14 protein-coding genes are annotated in these 16,864 nt (G+C 59.6%); 9 read left to right on the top strand and 5 right to left on the bottom strand.

Going from position 1 to position 16,864, the window contains the following annotated elements; genetic code table 11:
• The first annotated feature begins 38 nt into the window (after positions 1 to 38).
• From secA to R1W00_RS13445, 3 genes are all read left to right on the top strand, one after another.
• Entirely contained in the window at positions 39 to 2,735 is a 2,697-nt protein-coding gene (gene secA, locus R1W00_RS13455) for a preprotein translocase subunit SecA (RefSeq protein ID WP_317263268.1), read from the top strand.
• 221 nt (positions 2,736 to 2,956) lie between these two features.
• Positions 2,957 to 3,877, top strand: a complete 921-nt coding sequence (locus R1W00_RS13450; RefSeq protein WP_317263267.1) for a hypothetical protein — start codon at positions 2,957 to 2,959, stop codon at positions 3,875 to 3,877.
• 16 nt (positions 3,878 to 3,893) lie between these two features.
• Positions 3,894 to 5,456 (top strand): phosphate ABC transporter substrate-binding/OmpA family protein, encoded by a 1,563-nt coding sequence (locus R1W00_RS13445; protein WP_317263266.1) that lies wholly within the window; start codon positions 3,894 to 3,896, stop codon positions 5,454 to 5,456.
• Here the strand turns inward: R1W00_RS13445 and radC are convergent.
• The 3 genes from radC to dnaK form a co-directional block, all read right to left on the bottom strand.
• Positions 5,453 to 6,220 (bottom strand): RadC family protein, encoded by a 768-nt coding sequence (radC, locus tag R1W00_RS13440; RefSeq protein ID WP_317263265.1) that lies wholly within the window; start codon positions 6,218 to 6,220, stop codon positions 5,453 to 5,455. The genes R1W00_RS13445 and radC overlap by 4 nt on opposite strands.
• Positions 6,221 to 6,269: 49 nt before the next feature.
• Positions 6,270 to 7,421: a molecular chaperone DnaJ gene (dnaJ, locus tag R1W00_RS13435; protein WP_317263264.1), complete on the bottom strand. Its 1,152-nt coding sequence runs from the start codon at positions 7,419 to 7,421 to the stop codon at positions 6,270 to 6,272.
• Between the two features lie 71 nt (positions 7,422 to 7,492).
• Positions 7,493 to 9,421 carry a molecular chaperone DnaK gene (gene dnaK, locus R1W00_RS13430; protein ID WP_317263263.1) on the bottom strand — a complete coding sequence of 643 codons (1,929 nt, stop codon included), beginning with the start codon at positions 9,419 to 9,421 and terminating at the stop codon, positions 7,493 to 7,495.
• 214 nt (positions 9,422 to 9,635) lie between these two features.
• On the opposite strand from dnaK, the gene R1W00_RS13425 reads away from it, so the two are divergent.
• Positions 9,636 to 10,247, top strand: a complete 612-nt coding sequence (locus R1W00_RS13425) for an alpha-ketoglutarate-dependent dioxygenase AlkB (RefSeq protein ID WP_317263262.1) — start codon at positions 9,636 to 9,638, stop codon at positions 10,245 to 10,247.
• Here the strand turns inward: R1W00_RS13425 and R1W00_RS13420 are convergent.
• Positions 10,244 to 10,585, bottom strand: a complete 342-nt coding sequence (locus R1W00_RS13420; protein WP_317263261.1) for a hypothetical protein — start codon at positions 10,583 to 10,585, stop codon at positions 10,244 to 10,246. The two genes, R1W00_RS13425 and R1W00_RS13420, sit on opposite strands and share 4 nt — an antisense overlap.
• 130 nt (positions 10,586 to 10,715) lie before the next feature.
• On the bottom strand, positions 10,716 to 11,540 hold the full coding sequence (locus R1W00_RS13415; protein WP_317263260.1) for an ABC transporter permease: 825 nt from the start codon (positions 11,538 to 11,540) through the stop codon (positions 10,716 to 10,718).
• Positions 11,541 to 11,677: 137 nt separating this feature from the next.
• Between R1W00_RS13415 and cysQ the strand changes: the two genes are divergently transcribed.
• The 5 genes from cysQ (at position 11,678) to R1W00_RS13390 (ending at position 16,728) form a co-directional block, all read left to right on the top strand.
• On the top strand, positions 11,678 to 12,475 hold the full coding sequence (cysQ, locus tag R1W00_RS13410) for a 3'(2'),5'-bisphosphate nucleotidase CysQ (RefSeq protein WP_317263259.1): 798 nt from the start codon (positions 11,678 to 11,680) through the stop codon (positions 12,473 to 12,475).
• Entirely contained in the window at positions 12,475 to 13,275 is an 801-nt protein-coding gene (locus R1W00_RS13405; protein WP_317263258.1) for a manno-octulosonate cytidylyltransferase, read from the top strand. The genes cysQ and R1W00_RS13405 overlap by 1 nt, the downstream gene beginning before the upstream one ends.
• 491 nt (positions 13,276 to 13,766) lie before the next feature.
• On the top strand, positions 13,767 to 14,663 hold the full coding sequence (galU, locus tag R1W00_RS13400) for a UTP--glucose-1-phosphate uridylyltransferase GalU (RefSeq protein ID WP_317263257.1): 897 nt from the start codon (positions 13,767 to 13,769) through the stop codon (positions 14,661 to 14,663).
• Between the two features lie 15 nt (positions 14,664 to 14,678).
• Entirely contained in the window at positions 14,679 to 15,662 is a 984-nt protein-coding gene (galE, locus tag R1W00_RS13395; RefSeq protein WP_317263256.1) for a UDP-glucose 4-epimerase GalE, read from the top strand.
• Positions 15,643 to 16,728 (top strand): glycosyltransferase family 2 protein, encoded by a 1,086-nt coding sequence (locus tag R1W00_RS13390; protein WP_317263255.1) that lies wholly within the window; start codon positions 15,643 to 15,645, stop codon positions 16,726 to 16,728. Before galE ends, R1W00_RS13390 begins: the two co-directional genes overlap by 20 nt.
• Positions 16,729 to 16,864: the final 136 nt, after the last annotated feature.

The raw sequence follows: 16,864 nt of genomic DNA, 5'->3' as shown, positions 1-16,864 counted from the left end.
TTTCACGATCAGGAAAAGAGCCACCAAGCGGAGAAAACATGCTGGGCATCGGAACACTCGCCAAAAAGGTTTTTGGCACGCCGAATGATCGCAAAATCAAGGCAACGCGTCCGCTGGTGGACCAGATCAACGCGCTAGAGCCCGAGATCGAGGCGCTGGACGACGCGGGCATCATCGCCAAAACGGCCGAGTTCAAACAGCGTGTCGCCGATGGCGAGAGCCTTGACGCGCTGCTGCCCGAAGCCTTCGCCGTCTGCCGTGAGGCCGCCAAGCGTGCGTTGGGTCTGCGGGCCTTTGATACCCAGTTGATGGGCGGTATTTTCCTGCACCAAGGTAACATTGCCGAGATGAAGACCGGTGAGGGCAAGACCCTTGTTGCGACCTTCCCGGCCTATCTGAACGCGCTGACGGGGCGTGGCGTGCACGTTGTGACCGTGAACGACTATCTGGCCCGTCGCGACGCCGAATGGATGTCCAAGGTGTATAACGCGCTTGGCCTAACCTGTGGCGCGGTTTACCCGATGCAGCCCGACGCAGAAAAGAAACAGGCCTATGCCTGTGACATCACCTATGCCACCAACAACGAGTTGGGCTTCGATTACCTGCGCGACAACATGAAATCCGAACTGGCCCAGATGGCACAGCGCGACCATTACTTCGCGATTGTGGATGAGGTGGACAGCATCCTGATCGACGAGGCACGGACGCCCCTGATCATCTCGGGTCCCAGCCAGGATAAATCGGAACTCTACGTCGCGCTGAACGATGTGGTGCCCCTGCTGACCGAAGAGCACTACACGCTGGACGAAAAGACCCGAAACGTGACCTTTACCGACGAAGGCAACGAGTTCATGGAGCAAGAGTTGCTGCGCCGCGGTCTCTTGCCCGAGGGTCAGTCGCTCTATGATCCCGAGAGCACAACCTTGGTCCACCACGCGACGCAGGCGCTCAAGGCGCATACCGCCTTCACCAAGGACAAGGATTACATCGTTCGTGACAATCAGGTTGTTCTGATCGACGAATTCACCGGTCGTATGATGGCCGGTCGCCGTCTGTCCGATGGTCTGCATCAGGCGATTGAGGCCAAAGAGGGCTGTGCGATCCAACCGGAAAACGTCACCTTGGCGTCCGTCACCTTCCAGAACTACTTCCGTCTTTATGACAAGCTGGGCGGGATGACCGGTACAGCCGCGACCGAGGCCGAGGAATTCGAAGAAATCTACGGTCTGGGTGTGGTTGAGGTTCCGACGAACCGTCCCATCGCGCGGATCGACGAGGATGATCAGGTGTTCCGCACCGCCCGCGAGAAATTCGAGGGCATCGTCAAAACCATCCATGAGGCGCACGCCAAAGGCCAACCGATCCTTGTCGGCACCACGTCGATTGAGAAATCGGAACTGCTGTCGCAGATGCTGACCGCCGCCGGGGTTGAGCACAACGTGCTGAACGCCCGTCACCACGAACAAGAGGCGCAGATCGTTGCCGATGCGGGCAAGCTGGGCGCGGTGACCATCGCCACCAACATGGCCGGGCGCGGTACCGACATCAAACTGGGCGGTAACGTCGAGTTCAAGATCATGGAGGCCATCGCCGCCAACCCTGACGCCGATCCCGAACAGATCCGCACCCAGATCGAAGAGCAGCACACCGCCGACGAAGAGGCCGTCAAGGCCGCCGGTGGTCTGTTCGTTCTGGCGACCGAGCGTCACGAAAGCCGCCGCATCGACAACCAGCTGCGCGGTCGTTCCGGCCGTCAGGGTGACCCGGGCCGCAGCTCGTTCTTCCTCAGCCTTGAAGACGACCTGATGCGCATCTTCGGGTCCGAACGGTTGGACAAGGTTCTGTCGACCCTCGGCATGAAAGAGGGCGAGGCGATCGTGCACCCGTGGGTGAACAAGTCGCTTGAAAAGGCCCAAGCCAAGGTCGAAGGCCGCAACTTTGACATTCGTAAGCAGCTGTTGAAATTCGACGACGTGATGAACGATCAGCGTAAGGTCATCTTTGGTCAGCGTCGCGAAATCATGGAGGCCGACGATCTGTCCGAGATCGCGCAGGACATGCGCTATCAGGTGATTGACGATCTGGTCGCCACGCACATCCCTGAACGCTCCTACGCCGATCAATGGGATGGACCGAGCCTGCAAGCGGCGGTGATCGAACATCTGAACATCGACTTGCCAATCGTCGCATGGGTCGACGAAGAAGGTGTTGATGACGAGGTCATCCGTGAGCGGATTGAGGCCGCATCGGACGAAGCCATGGCCGAAAAGGCCGAGGCCTTTGGCCCCGACACCATGCGCAACATCGAAAAGCAGGTGTTGCTGCAGACGATCGACACCAAATGGCGTGAGCATCTGCTGACGCTGGAACATCTGCGGTCGGTCGTGGGCTTCCGTGGTTATGCCCAGCGTGACCCGTTGAACGAGTTCAAGAACGAGGCCTTCGCCCTGTTCGAATCCCTGCTGAATGCGCTGCGTACCGATGTGACCCAGAAACTGGGTCAGGTGCGCCCCCTCAGCGAGGAAGAACAGGCCGCCATGATGGCCCAGCTTCAGGCGCAACAGGCCGCCCTGCAAAAGGCCGCCGAGGTGCCGTCGGCAGAGGACACTCCAACCCCGCTGGTCGATGGGTTCGATGAGACCAACCCTGACACATGGGGCAACCCCAGCCGCAACGATGCCTGCCCCTGCGGGTCGGGCAAAAAGTTCAAGCATTGCCACGGCAAGCTGACCTAAAAACACGGCCCGGCGCGCGGACAATGCGCGCGACCGGGCCCTTTTCGCACGATTTTCGAAACAATCGCGCGTTTTGCCACTTTCATGCCTTGTTTGGAAACTAAAGGTTATACCCATAATCAAAAGGGTATGAGTCGGTGCAGTTTGCGAAACAGTCACTTTCAATCGCTGCGGCCTGTGTAATTGCAGTTGGTGCAGGCCACTTTGTTCAGAACAAGGATATGTACCTTGGCACAACGCGCGCCTCGGCGGCGCCGTTGCAGCCGGTCGTCGCGGTCACCGATACGTTCGTGAACACGATTCAACCCTTGTCGGCCACGACGGACGACGTGCCGACATCCATTGTCCGGTTGGGGGACATGCCGTCCTTGCCGACGATTTCCATGGACCTGACCGCCCGCGTGAACAGCGATCATGACCACCTGACCCTGCCCGCGTCGGCCAACCCCGCGATTAATGAATACGGCCTGCCCTGTGAGGCGAACCTGACCCTGACTCCCGAAACAGGTGGGTTGGTGGCCGTGTCTCTGATTGCCAGTTGCCTAATCGATTCCCGCGTGACGCTGCACCATGACAAACTGGTGTTCAGCGCGCGCACGGACCACATCGGACGTCTGGACGTGACCATCCCCGCGATGGACGACTACGCCACCGTGACGGCGGTTCTGGACACCGGCGACACGTTAAGCGCAACGACATCCGTGCCCGATGCCACGGAATTCGACCGGATTGCCCTGCAATGGGTCGGGGATCAGGCGATGGGCCTACATGCCTTTGAATTCGGTGCATCGTTCGATGACGCGGGCCATGTCTGGGCCGAAAACCCACGTTCGGCCACCGCGCATTCGGGCGGGTTTCTGACCCGTTTGGGCACGGGCACAGGTCCCGCCGCGCAGTTCGCCGAGGTCTATTCCTTCCCAAAGGCCCAAGAGCACCTGAACGGTGTTGTGCGTATGTCGGTTGAGGTCGCCGTGACCGACCGCACCTGTGGCGCACAGGCCAGCGCGGAAATCCTGCAACCCGGTGCAAACGGTCACCTGCAGGCCACGGATATCGTTCTGAATCTGCCCGGATGTGACGCCGTTGGTGAATTTCTGGTGTTGAAAAATATCGTCCGAGACCTGAAACTCGCCGCCAACTGAGGCTGGCGGAAAATCAATGATCAAACACCTGTTCGGCGCGGCGGTTTTCGCCGCGACCCTCTGTTTTGGCGCGGAGCAATCCGTGGCGCAGGACGTGACCCTGACCTCGCGCGATGGGTCTATTCAGGTGTCGGGCGCGCTGACCTCCTTTGATGGCGAGTTTTACCGGATCGAAACGGAATATGGCCAATTGGTTCTGGATGGACAGGGCGTGGTGTGTTCGGGGCCCGGGTGTCCCGATCTAGAGGCCTATGTCGCCGAATTCACCCTGTCGGGCGATCCGAAACTGGGCAGGTTGTTGATTCCTGCGCTGCTTGAATCCTATGCCGACCGGCGCGGGTTGGCCGTGACGCGGATCGTTGAAGGTGCGGACGCGTTCCGCCTGATCCTGCGCGATGAAAACGCGGGCCGCGATGTCGCCCGTATTGAGGTGCGCCAGAATTCCACCGCCGAAGGGTTCGCAGATCTGGTGACGGGCGAGGCCGATATCACCATGGCCGCCCGACCCGTGCGCGGGGATGAGGTGGCGCTGGGCCAAACCGCCGGTCTGGGCGATCTGTCCGAACCGGGGCGCAGCCGCGTAGTCGCCTTGGACGCCGTTATTCCCGTGGTCGCGCTGGGCAATCCGGTGACGTCGATGCAGGTCGAAGATCTGGGCGCGATCCTGTCGGGTGCCGTGACCGAATGGCCGGGTGAACAAGGTTCGGTCGTGTTGCACGGTCTGGAGAACGGCACCGGTCCGCGACAGGCGGTTCAGGACGGTTTGCTGGCGTCGCTTGGCCTGACCCTCAGCGAGGATATGCGCCGCCACAATAGCGACGCCGAGGTCGCCGATGCCGTGGCGCAGGACGTAAACGCATTGGCCGTGGTGGGTCTGTCTGAGCGTGGCAATGCCTTGCCTGTGACCCTGCGTGGTGGATGCGGAATTCCCCTGCCTGCCACGCGGCACAGCCTGAAGACTGGAGATTACCCCTTTACTGCGCCCCTGTTTCTGTACCTGCCCGAACGGCGTCTGCCGTTGTTCGCGCGGGAATTCCTGCGCTATCTGCGCTCACCCGCCGCGCAACTGGTGATCCGGCGCGCGGGGTTCGTGGACCAGAGCCGCGAGGAGATCGGGATAGCGAACCAAGGTCTGCGCCTTGCCAATGCGATCGGGATTGCGGGGGGTGACGTACCGCTGAATCAGGTGCAGGGATTGTTGGCCGATCTGGGCGATGCGCGGCGCCTGACGACAACCTTCCGGTTTGAGGGCGGCCAATCGCGACTCGAGCCTCAATCGGCGGGCAATGTGATCAGTCTGGCCCGCGATCTGGAAAGCGGTCTTTACGATGATCAGGAACTGATTTTCGTGGGGTTCAGCGACGGCGAAGGCGGTTGGGAGGTGAACAAACGTCTGTCCCAAACCCGCGCCGAGGCCGTGCGCGAGGCGGTGCGCACCGCCGCCCTGACCGCCGATCCGTCGCGGTTGCGTCTGTCGGTGGCGGGTTATGGTGAGGCCTTGCCGATTGCCTGTGACGATACGGATTGGGGCAAACGCGTAAATCGCCGCGTTGAGGTCTGGGTGCGCGATCTGCGCTAGATAAACCCCTCGGCCCGCAGGCTGAGTTCCCGCGATTTTCCGACGATGATATGATCGTGCAGGGTCAGGCCCAGAACCTGTGCCGCCGTTTCGATCTGGGCGGTCATGGCGATGTCGGCCTCGGACGGGGACGGATCGCCGGACGGGTGGTTGTGCACAAGGATCAGGGCCGAGGCATTCAGCTCCAGCGCGCGTTTCACGACCTCACGCGGATAGACCGGTACATGATCGACGGTCCCACGCGCCTGTTCCTCATCCGCGATCAGGATGTTTTTCCGGTCAAGGTAGAACACGCGGAACTGCTCGGTCTCGCGATGCGCCATGGAGGTGTGACAGTAATCAATCACCGCGTCCCACCCCGACATCACGGGCCGGTCGATCACGCGCGAGCGCGCCATGCGATGCGCGGCGGCCTCGACGATTTTCAGGTCGGTGATGACGGAATCACCAATGCCCGCGACCTCTTTCAACCGTTCGGGATCGGCGGACAGGACGCGGTTGAAATCTCCGAACCGGTCCATCAACGCGCGGGCCAACGGTTTGACATCCGCCCGTGGGATCGCGCGAAACAGGACCAGTTCCAGCATCTCGTAATCGGGCATCGCCGCCGCGCCACCCGACATGAACCGGTCGCGCAGGCGTTTGCGGTGGTCCTTGATATAGGACGGAACCCGACCCGCGACGGGGGCCATCATTGCGGGCACCGCGGGGGCGGGGTCCATCAAGGGCAGTTGGGGTTCCTGAAATGAATTGGGTCGGCGCATAGGCCGACCCTTTCAATAACTGGTAAACGACGGGTTAACGCCGGTTAACCTAGCCCTTCATCCCGTCCCAAAAGTTCTTCACCTTTGAAAAGAAATCCGTGCTCTCGGGGTTATTGTCTTCGCTGAGGCGCTCAAACTCGCGCAGCAGCTCTTTTTGCTTGGACGTCAGATTCACCGGGGTTTCCACCGCCAGTTCGATGAACATGTCACCCTGACCACCGCCACGCAGGGCGGGCATGCCCTTGCCGCGCAGGCGCATCTGTTTGCCGGACTGGCTACCTGCAGGGATTTTCACCCGGCTACGGCCACCGTCGATCGTCGGCACCTCGATGTCACCCCCCAGAGCCGCCGCCGTCATGGACACGGGCACCAGACAGGACAGGTGCACGCCTTCACGGCGGAAGATCTGATGCTCGGTCACATCGATGAAGATATAGAGATCCCCCGACGGACCGCCGCGCAGGCCCGCTTCGCCCTCACCGGCCAGACGGATACGGGTGCCCGTTTCCACACCGGCGGGGATGTTCACGGACAGCGAGCGGTCTTTTTCCACACGCCCGACGCCACCGCAGCTTTTGCAGGGGTTCTTGATGATCTGACCAAGGCCACCACAGGTCGGACAGGTGCGTTCGACCGTGAAAAAGCCCTGTTGCGCGCGCACCTTGCCCATGCCCGAACAGGTCGGACAGGCGGCGGGTTCCGCACCGCTTTCGGCGCCGGTCCCATCACAGCCCGCGCAGGACACAGAGGTCGGCACGTTGATGGTTTTCTGCGCGCCGTTATAGGCCTCTTGCAGGGTGATGCGCATGTTATAGCGCAGGTCCGAGCCACGCGCGGCGCGTTGGCGGCCACCGCCACCACGTGCCCCACCGCCCATAAAGTCGCCGAACAGATCGTCAAACACGTCGGAAAAAGCGGACGAGAAATCGCCGCCACCGCGGCCAAAGCCATGTCCGCCGCCACCGCCCATGCCGCCTTCGAATGCGGCGTGGCCATAGCGGTCATACGCGGCCTTTTTATCCGGATCCTTCAGCGTCTCGTAGGCCTCGTTGACCTCTTTGAACTGCGATTCTGCATCCGGGTTGTCGGCGTTACGGTCGGGGTGCAGCTCTTTGGCCTTTTTGCGGTAAGCCTTTTTCAGCTCATCTGCCGAGGCGCCCTTGGTTACACCCAGAACCTCGTAGTAGTCGCGTTTTGCCATCTGCAATCCCTTCTGGAAACGTCATGCCGGCCCGAACGCGGGGTCCGGACCGGCACGCATGTTCCATCGCCTTAGCGTTTGTCGCCGTCGAGGTCCTCAAAGTCAGCGTCAACGATGTCATCGTCTACGCTGCGGGGCTCATCTTCGTCACCGGCGGGCTCGGCCGCGGCGCCTTCGGATGCGTCCTGCTGCGACTTGTAGATCGCCTCGCCCAGCTTCATCGCGGCTTCGGTCACGTTCTGAACGCCCGATTTGATCTTTTCGGCGCTGGCACCTTCGTCCTCAAGCTGATCCTTGAGGGCGGCGATGGCCAGTTCGATCGCCTCGATCGTGGTCGGGTCGACTTTGTCGCTGTGCTCTTCCATCGACTTTTCGGTCGAGTGGATCAGGCTTTCCGCTTGGTTGCGGGCCTCTACGACTTCGCGACGCTCTTTGTCGGCCTCGGCGTTTGCCTCAGCGTCCTTGACCATCTGTTCGATGTCGTCATCCGACAGACCACCCGATGCTTGGATGGTGATCTTTTGCTCTTTGCCGGTGCCTTTGTCCTTGGCCGAAACCGACACGATGCCGTTGGCGTCGATGTCGAACGTCACCTCGATCTGGGGCATGCCGCGCGGTGCGGGCGGGATGTCTTCCAGATTGAACTGACCCAGAATTTTGTTGTCCGCAGCCATTTCGCGTTCCCCTTGGAATACGCGGATGGTCACAGCATTCTGGTTGTCCTCGGCGGTCGAGAAGACCTGCGATTTCTTGGTCGGGATCGTCGTGTTGCGGTCGATCAGACGGGTGAACACACCACCCAGCGTTTCGATCCCCAGCGACAGCGGCGTCACGTCCAGCAGAACCACGTCTTTAACGTCACCCTGCAGAACGCCGGCCTGAATGGCGGCACCCATGGCGACAACCTCATCGGGGTTCACACCCTTGTGGGGCTCTTTGCCAAAGAACTTGGTGACCTCTTCGACCACTTTGGGCATGCGGGTCATACCACCGACCAGAACGATCTCGTCGATGTCGTTGGTCGACAGACCTGCGTCTTTCAGAGCGGCCGCACAGGGTTTCAGCGAACCCTTGATCAGGTCGTTCACCAGGCTTTCCAGCTTGGCGCGGGTCAGCTTCAGAACCATGTGCAGCGGGGTGCCGCTGTTGGGGTCCATGGCGATGAACGGCTGGTTGATTTCGGTCTGCTGGCTGGAGGACAGTTCGATCTTGGCTTTTTCCGCAGCTTCTTTAAGACGCTGCAGAGCCATCTTGTCCTTGGACAGATCGACGCCGTTCTCTTTTTTGAACTCTTCGGCCAGATAGTTGACGATGCGCATGTCAAAGTCTTCGCCGCCAAGGAACGTGTCCCCGTTGGTCGATTTCACTTCGAACAGGCCGTCGTCGATTTCCAGAATGGTGATATCGAAGGTACCGCCGCCAAGGTCATAGACCGCGATGGTGCGGGTTTCTTTTTTGTCCAGACCATAGGCCAGCGCAGCCGCGGTCGGCTCGTTGATGATGCGCAGCACTTCGAGACCGGCGATTTTACCGGCGTCTTTGGTGGCCTGACGCTGGGCGTCGTTGAAATACGCGGGAACGGTGATAACCGCCTGCGTGACGTCCTCGCCCAGATAGCTCTCGGCGGTTTCTTTCATCTTTTGCAGGATGAAGGCCGAGATTTGCGACGGGCTGTATTTTTCGCCCTGAACTTCGACCCATGCGTCGCCATTACCGGCGTCTACGATCGAATAGGGGACGTGTTTCTGGTCTTTGGTGACCTCAGCGTCGTCGACGCGGCGCCCGATCAGGCGTTTCACGGCGAATACGGTGTTTGCGGGGTTGGTGACCGCTTGGCGTTTTGCGGGCTGACCGACCAGGCGCTCACTGTCGGTGAAACCGACGATCGACGGCGTGGTGCGTGCACCTTCGGCGTTTTCGATAACGCGGGGCTGCGAGCCGTCCATGATTGCAACACAGGAGTTGGTCGTCCCGAGGTCGATCCCGATGACTTTGGCCATAATACTCTACCTCTTCTTTCGGCGATGTTTTGGGCAACAGACCCTGATAAGGCTTCTGCCACCCGATCCCAGTTTGGTTTGGGTCTTTGGCTAATTTTGACCCGCACCAGGCTTCTGGGCGTATATAAGGATGGGTTTCAGGCCCTGCAAGCGCTTGAATGTGAACAAAACCGGGGTTTTCTGCGATTCTGATGCCGTGGAACAGGGTTCAATGATGCAAATCACACCAGATGAGGAAATTCGCGGGTTTCAGATCTATCGCGGGATGTTGTCGCCGGATCAGCAAACGCAGGTTCTGGACGATATTCGTGACGTGGTGCGCGCCGCGCCCTTGTTCACGCCGACCACACCGCGTGGCAAACCGATGAGCGTGCGCATGACCTCGGCGGGACAATACGGTTGGGTGTCGGACAGGCGTGGCTATCGCTATGACCGCGCGCATCCCACGGGTGTCCCGTGGCCCGAAATCCCAGCGTCTGTGATGGCCATATGGGAGGCCGTCGCGGGTGTGGATCGTCGGCCCGAGTGCTGTTTGATCAACTATTATAATGAGGACGCCCGCATGGGCATGCATCAGGACCGCGATGAGGCTGATTTCACCCAGCCCGTCGTGTCCGTGTCCCTGGGTGATGACGGTTTGTTCCGTATGGGCAATGACACGCGCGGCGGCAAAACCGAGAGCCGCTGGTTGGCCTCGGGTGATGTGGTTGTGATGGGGGGTGCGGCACGGTTGGCCTATCACGGGGTGGACCGCATTCGTGCGGCCCTGACATCCCCGTTGTCGCGCAGGGGGCGGATCAACCTGACCCTGCGCGTGGTCGATTAGAAATCGGTCGCTGCGTCGTCTTGGGCCGCGGCGGCATCGATCAGCTCTTGCGCCAGATCGTGATGCGCGGCGATGGGGCAGGGACCTTCGGCGATCCGTTCGCTGCCATCGGGATAGACAAAGCGGCACATCGGCGGAGCATTGGCCGCCTCATACGCCGCACCGACCGCCATACCGGCCATCATTCCGATCATCACAGGCGGTGTCGTCGAGGCACCGGCAGTCGCCGCGCCGATTGCCGCACCGGCATATTGTCCTGCGATGATGGTTTGCGGCGGCGTCTCGCATCCCGCCAGAATCGTCAGGCCAATGCCTGCGCAGATAAGGGTGTGTTTCATGTGTTAAATCCTGCCTGCACTCTTTTGGTTTGCGGTGCTCAGCTTAATAATGTCTTACGCGCGACAAAAAATCCAGTCGCCAACGCCATTCAACGTCCAAAACCGACAGAAACGCAACAATGAGTCTGTGTTATTTCCCGGCCGCCCAGCTTGCCGAGGCATGCCGGCGGGTATAGGATTCGCCCATCAAGCCCACCACCAGCAGGACCACAGACACGACCACCGGATATGTGATCGATGAAAAATGGGGGTTGTAGTTCAAAAAGATAAAGCCGCGTGCCTGATCGATCTCATGAAACAGGGGGTTCCAGTCGAACATGGCCAGCATGTATCCCGGTAGAGTGTTCGCCAGAAACATCTTGCCGGACGCGATCATGTTCGCCCGCTGATAGATATTGGCGATCATTGGAATGGCCTTGGGGGCCCACGGTTTCAGCGCCAGAAACACGATCCCAACCGCAATGCCCGTAAACCACGCCAACAACAGCATCGCCAGCGCACCACCGGGTTTATAAACGTAGATGGGTCCGTTGATCGCGTTGTACACCAGCAACAAAATCGCCAGCGACAGAACCTGAGTATACAGGGTGCTCATGGCCGAGGACCCAATGGCGACGATCGTGTTCATCGGCGCGTGTTGCATCATTGGGGACGTCGGACCCTCGGCGCCCATCACGGCCTTTAGGGTTTTGTTGTGCGTCATAAATAGAAAAATGCCCGACAACAGATAGAGCAGGAAATCCCCGCGCACCGCCAAGGTTCGCATCCCCAGAACCGTGAACATCACATAGAAAATGCCGACAAACAGCAACGTCTGTAGCATGTTCATCAACAACCCGATCAGGGCGTGCCGGTGGCCTTTGCGGATATTGCGGACAGAGTCGTGAAAAATCAGCTCGGCCATGCGCAGGGCCGTGCCAAACAACGTCTGAGGCTGGGACCGTCGTTGAAACATGACATCACTGTCCTAAGAATTTTTCGGGCGCTGCTGCGTGGCTTGCCCATTCTGCTCATGCAAAGCATAAGGTCATTATGATTTTCTTACAACGCTTGGTCCGTTCGCTTGTTGGTGACCAAGCCGGGAGAGTGACCTTGGATTACGAAAAGCTTGAATCAGTATCGCGCCGTGCAGCCCTTTTGGCGGGTGCAAAGATCATGGACATCTACAACTCGGACGATTTTGAGGTGAAGTCCAAGTCGGACCAGAGCCCCGTCACCGAGGCCGATGAGGCCGCCGACGCCCTGATCGCCGAAATCCTGCGTGCTGAATTCCCCGACACCCTGATCGTGACCGAGGAACAGGCCGACAGCCACAGCGCCCACGCCGATAGCTTTTTGATCGTGGACCCGCTGGACGGCACCAAAGAGTTCATCAAACGCCGCGGCGAATTCACCGTGAACATCGCCTATGTCGAAAACGGTGTGCCGGTGCGTGGTGTGGTTTACGCGCCTGCCAAGGACCGCCTGTTTTACACCCGTGCCGATGGTCAGTCGGTTGAGGAAACCGGTGCATTGGCCGTCGATACGGTGGGTGATCTGACCCCGATGTCCGTGACCAAGGCCGACAATAGCGCCCTGATGATCGTCGCTTCGAAATCGCACCGCGATCAGGCAACCGACGACTACATCGCCAAGTACAGCGTCAAGGACATGACCAGCGCAGGCTCGTCCCTGAAATTCTGTCTGGTCGCGACGGGTGAGGCCGATCTTTACCCGCGTCTCGGCCGCACGATGGAATGGGACACCGCCGCAGGTCACGCCGTGGTTCTGGGCGCAGGCGGCAAGGTCGTGCGCTTTGACGATCACACCGATCTGACTTACGGCAAAGACGGCTATGAAAACCCGTTCTTCATCGTTCTGTCGCCCGAAGTAGAGCTGAAATCCGCCTGATGTCGTTCCTGATTGTCATTCCGGCGCGCTATGCCTCGACCCGCTATCCGGGCAAACCCTTGGTGGAATTGCGCGGTGCGGGCGGGACGGCGAAGTCGTTGATCCGCCGTTCGTGGGAGGCCGCGATGGCCGTCCCCGGCAATCCGCGCGTCGTGGTGGCAACAGATGACGATCGCATCCGCGAGGCGGCTGAGGCCTTTGGGGCCGAGGTCGTCATGACCGCGACCACCTGTGCCAACGGGACCGAGCGCTGCGCCGAGGCCTATCAGACCTTGGGCGAAACCTTTGATGTCGTGGTGAACCTGCAGGGCGACGCGCCGCTGACCCCTGCGTGGTTCGTGGATGAACTGGTCGCCGCCCTGCGCGCCGATCCGACGTCTCAGGTGGCAACGCCGGTGTTGCGCTGTGACGGGGCGGCGGTGAACGCGTTCCTTGAGGATCGCCGCAATGGTCGCGTCGGCGGGACAACCGCCGTGTTCGGCGCGGGGAACAAGGCCCTCTATTTTTCCAAAGAGGTCATTCCCTACACCGGTCAGACCTTTGCCGACGATGACCTGACGCCGGTGTTTCACCACGTCGGGTGCTATGCCTATCGGCCCGAGGCGCTGGTTGAGTATCCGACATGGCCCGCAGGGGCGCTTGAGGACCTCGAAGGTCTGGAGCAGTTGCGGTTCATGGAGCGCGAGCAGCCCGTCCTCTGTGTTGAGGTTGACGGCAAGGGACGTGCGTTCTGGGAGCTGAACAATCCTTCGGATGTCGAACGGATTGAGATGATGCTGGCCCAGATGGGCGCGGAATAACCGCGCCATCGCGTACAGCATTCCAACGACAGTCTAGGTCGACTCGTGCGGGGGCGTTCGCGCTCTGGTCTGCTAAATTTGCGCCCGAGTGTATGCCGAAGTGCAATTTAACGCGCGGAAATCCGCGACCTCGGGTGTGTCTGCTTAAATTTTCGGCGATTGTGGCGAGCCTCCGAACTTGTCTTTTGCGCCGAACCTAACACCAAGCAGCAAAGATCCGCTGCTTATCAATTATATTTACCCAATTCTCGGTCACCGGATGGAAGTTTTTGAGATGCACAAGAATTCAGCTTGAGGTAGGCTTGAGTTGCTGAATGCTATTGGATTGCGCGTTTGCGAAGACGAATTTGCCCAGAATGGGGATCCCTCAAAGGGGTCAGTTCGTTAACAAAATACGCAGCTGTTACCTTTGGCTGCCATGTCAAATATACTGATATGCGAAAATGCACTCTGACGGCGCGTGTGTAGCGCCAAAGGCGGAAAGAGATCGAATGAAACGTAAAGTGACCAAAGCAGTTTTCCCCGTCGCCGGTATGGGCACGCGGTTCTTGCCCGCGACCAAGTCGGTCCCCAAAGAGATCATGACGCTGGTTGATCGCCCGCTGATCCAATATGCGATTGATGAGGCCCGCGCCGCGGGGATCAAGGAATTCATCTTTGTCACGGCCAAAGGCAAAAGCGCCCTCGAGGATTATTTCGACTGCTCGCCGCATCTGGAATCCGAGCTGCGCAAAAAAGGCAAAACCGACCTGTTGGAGACCCTCAAGGCGACCAACATGGACAGCGGCGCAATCGCCTATATCCGCCAGCAAAAGGCACTGGGCCTTGGGCACGCCGTATGGTGTGCGCGTCGCCTGATTGGCAACGAACCCTTTGCGGTCATTCTGCCCGATGACGTCATCGCCGGCGAAACCCCTTGTTTGCAGCAGATGGTCGAGGCCTATGCTGAAACCGGTGGCAATATGGTTGCCGCGATGGAAGTGCCCCACGAAAAGACCAAAGCCTATGGCGTTCTGGACGTCCAAGACGACATGGGGTCCATGGTCTCGGTCAAAGGCATGGTCGAAAAGCCCGAACCCGACGATGCGCCCTCGAACCTTGCTGTGATCGGCCGCTATATCCTGACGCCCAAAGTTCTGCAGAACATTTCCAAGGCCAAAAAAGGTGCTGGTGGTGAAATCCAGCTGACCGATGCCATCGCCGAGGAAATCGGCAAAGAGGACGGCGGCGTGTACGGCTATCGCTTCCGTGGTCAGCGGTTCGACTGTGGCTCTAAGGCCGGTTTCCTGCAGGCAACTGTAGCATTTGGCCTTGCACGGGATGACTTGCGCGACGAATTCAGCGATTACCTGACTGAGATGGTCGCGTTGCAGAACGCGGCGCAATAAAAGGTCTAATAGTCGATGAAGAACGTTTTGGTGACGGGTGGGGCCGGATATATCGGGTCCCACGCATGTAAGGTATTGCGCGATCAGGGCTATGTGCCCGTCACCTATGACAACTTGTCCACCGGCTGGGAAGATGCGGTCAAGTTCGGTCCGTTCGAACGCGGCGATTTGCAAGACCGTGCCCGTCTGGATGAGGTGTTCGCCAAATACGAACCCGTCGCCGTGATGCATTTCGCCGCCTTTAGTCAGGTCGGCGAGGCGATGCGCGAACCCGGTAAGTACTGGCACAACAACGTCGGCGGCTCCTTGGTGTTGATTGAGGCCGCCGTCGCCGCCGGATGTCTTAACTTTGTCTTCTCGTCGACTTGCGCCACCTATGGCGATCAGGACGGTGTCGTTCTGGACGAAAACAGCGCCCAGATGCCGCTGAACGCCTATGGGGCATCCAAGCGCGCGATCGAGGACATCCTGACCGATTTCGGCGCCAGTGACGGTCTGAATTCGGTCATCTTCCGCTATTTCAACGTGGCGGGGTGTGATCCCGATGGTGAGGTGGGCGAGTTCCATCAGCCCGAGACGCATCTTATCCCGCTGATGCTGGACGCGATTGAGGGCAAGCGCCCCGCGCTGACCGTCTTTGGCACCGATTACCCGACGCCCGATGGCACCTGTATCCGCGACTATGTCCATGTGATGGATTTGGTCGATGCGCATGTTCTTGGCCTGAAATGGCTGGAGGACGGCAAGGGCAGCCGCGTCTTCAACCTTGGCACCGGCAAAGGGTTCTCGGTGCGCGAGGTGATCGATCATTCCAGTTCCGTCACCAACAAACCCGTCCCGATTGTCGAGGGGGATCGCCGCGCCGGTGATGCGGTTGCGCTGGTGTCCGGCAGCACCCGCGCAAATGCAGAGTTGGGTTGGTCGCCTGAACGGTCTACGCTGCAACGGATGATTTCCGACGCGTGGCGCTGGCACCAGAATGGGCATTACGACAAATAATCCGAATGGGGATCTGTTGCTGAACGGTGATCACGGGCCGAGAAGGCCGTGGCTTGTCGAGATGTGGCAGGCCTATCGCATGCGGTGGACCCGTCGGCGTTTGCTGGCACGGGCGTGGCGCAAGCGGCGGCAACTGACCCCGGTGGTGGATCGCACGGACGCTATTGCGCCGGACGACATTCTGGTCTTTGCGACCTTGCGGAATGAGGCGGTGCGCCTGCCGCATTTTCTGGCTCATTACCGCGCGCTGGGCGTTCGACATTTCCTGATCGTCGACAACCACAGCACGGACGACACCGCCGCGTTCCTGCGGGATCAACCCGATGTCTCGCTGTGGACCACCGCCGATAGCTACAAGAAATCGCGCTTTGGGATGGATTGGCTGACGTGGTTGATGATCCGGCACGGGCACGGGCATTGGTGTCTGACCGTCGACGCGGATGAGCTGTTGATCTATCCGCAGTCCGATACGCGGCCATTGCCGGAACTGACGCGCCACCTTGAACACATCGGCAAGGATGCATTTGGGGCGGTCATGTTGGACCTTTATCCCAAGGGGCCGCTGTCGGCACAGACGTATCAGGCGGGGGATGATCCCCTCAGCACGCTGAACTGGTACGACGTCGGGAATTACTCGACAAAATACCAACCGAACCTGCGCAATCTGCTGGTGCGGGGCGGGGTGCGGGAGCGGGTGTTTTTTGGCGCATTGCCCGATCGCGTACCGACCCTATCCAAAACACCCTTGGTCAAGTGGAACCGGCGCTATGCCTATGTCAGTTCGACCCATTCGGTTTTGCCGACGCGGTTGAACGCCGTTCGCGGTGCGGATGGCGGGGGGATGGTGTCGGGGGTTCTACTGCATACCAAGTTCCTGCCGACGGTCATCGAAAAGTCGCGTGAGGAAAAGCACCGACAAGAGCATTTCGCCAACAGTACCCTGTTTGATGCCTATTACGACGGTCTGATCGCGGACCCAGATTTCTGGACCGAGACGTCCAGCGCCTATGAAGGTTGGGAAAAGCTAGCCCAGCAGGGGCTATTGTTTCCAGGGTCGTGGGTATAGCGCGAAAATACTAATTTTGTTTCTGAATTTACTTGCATCGTCGCTGGGCCTAGTATTGACCCAATAAAACAGTAGGTTGTGCGAAAATCTAAGAAATGTGGGGGCTTGGGCCGTTTCAAATTGTTGGGTTAACCTT

The sequence above is a fragment of the Rhodovulum sp. FJ3 genome (genome assembly GCF_032918305.1).
Classification (GTDB): domain Bacteria; phylum Pseudomonadota; class Alphaproteobacteria; order Rhodobacterales; family Rhodobacteraceae; genus SAT37.
The sequence above is the reverse complement of the archived record's forward strand: the minus strand, read 5'-3'. Positions and strand labels throughout refer to the sequence as shown.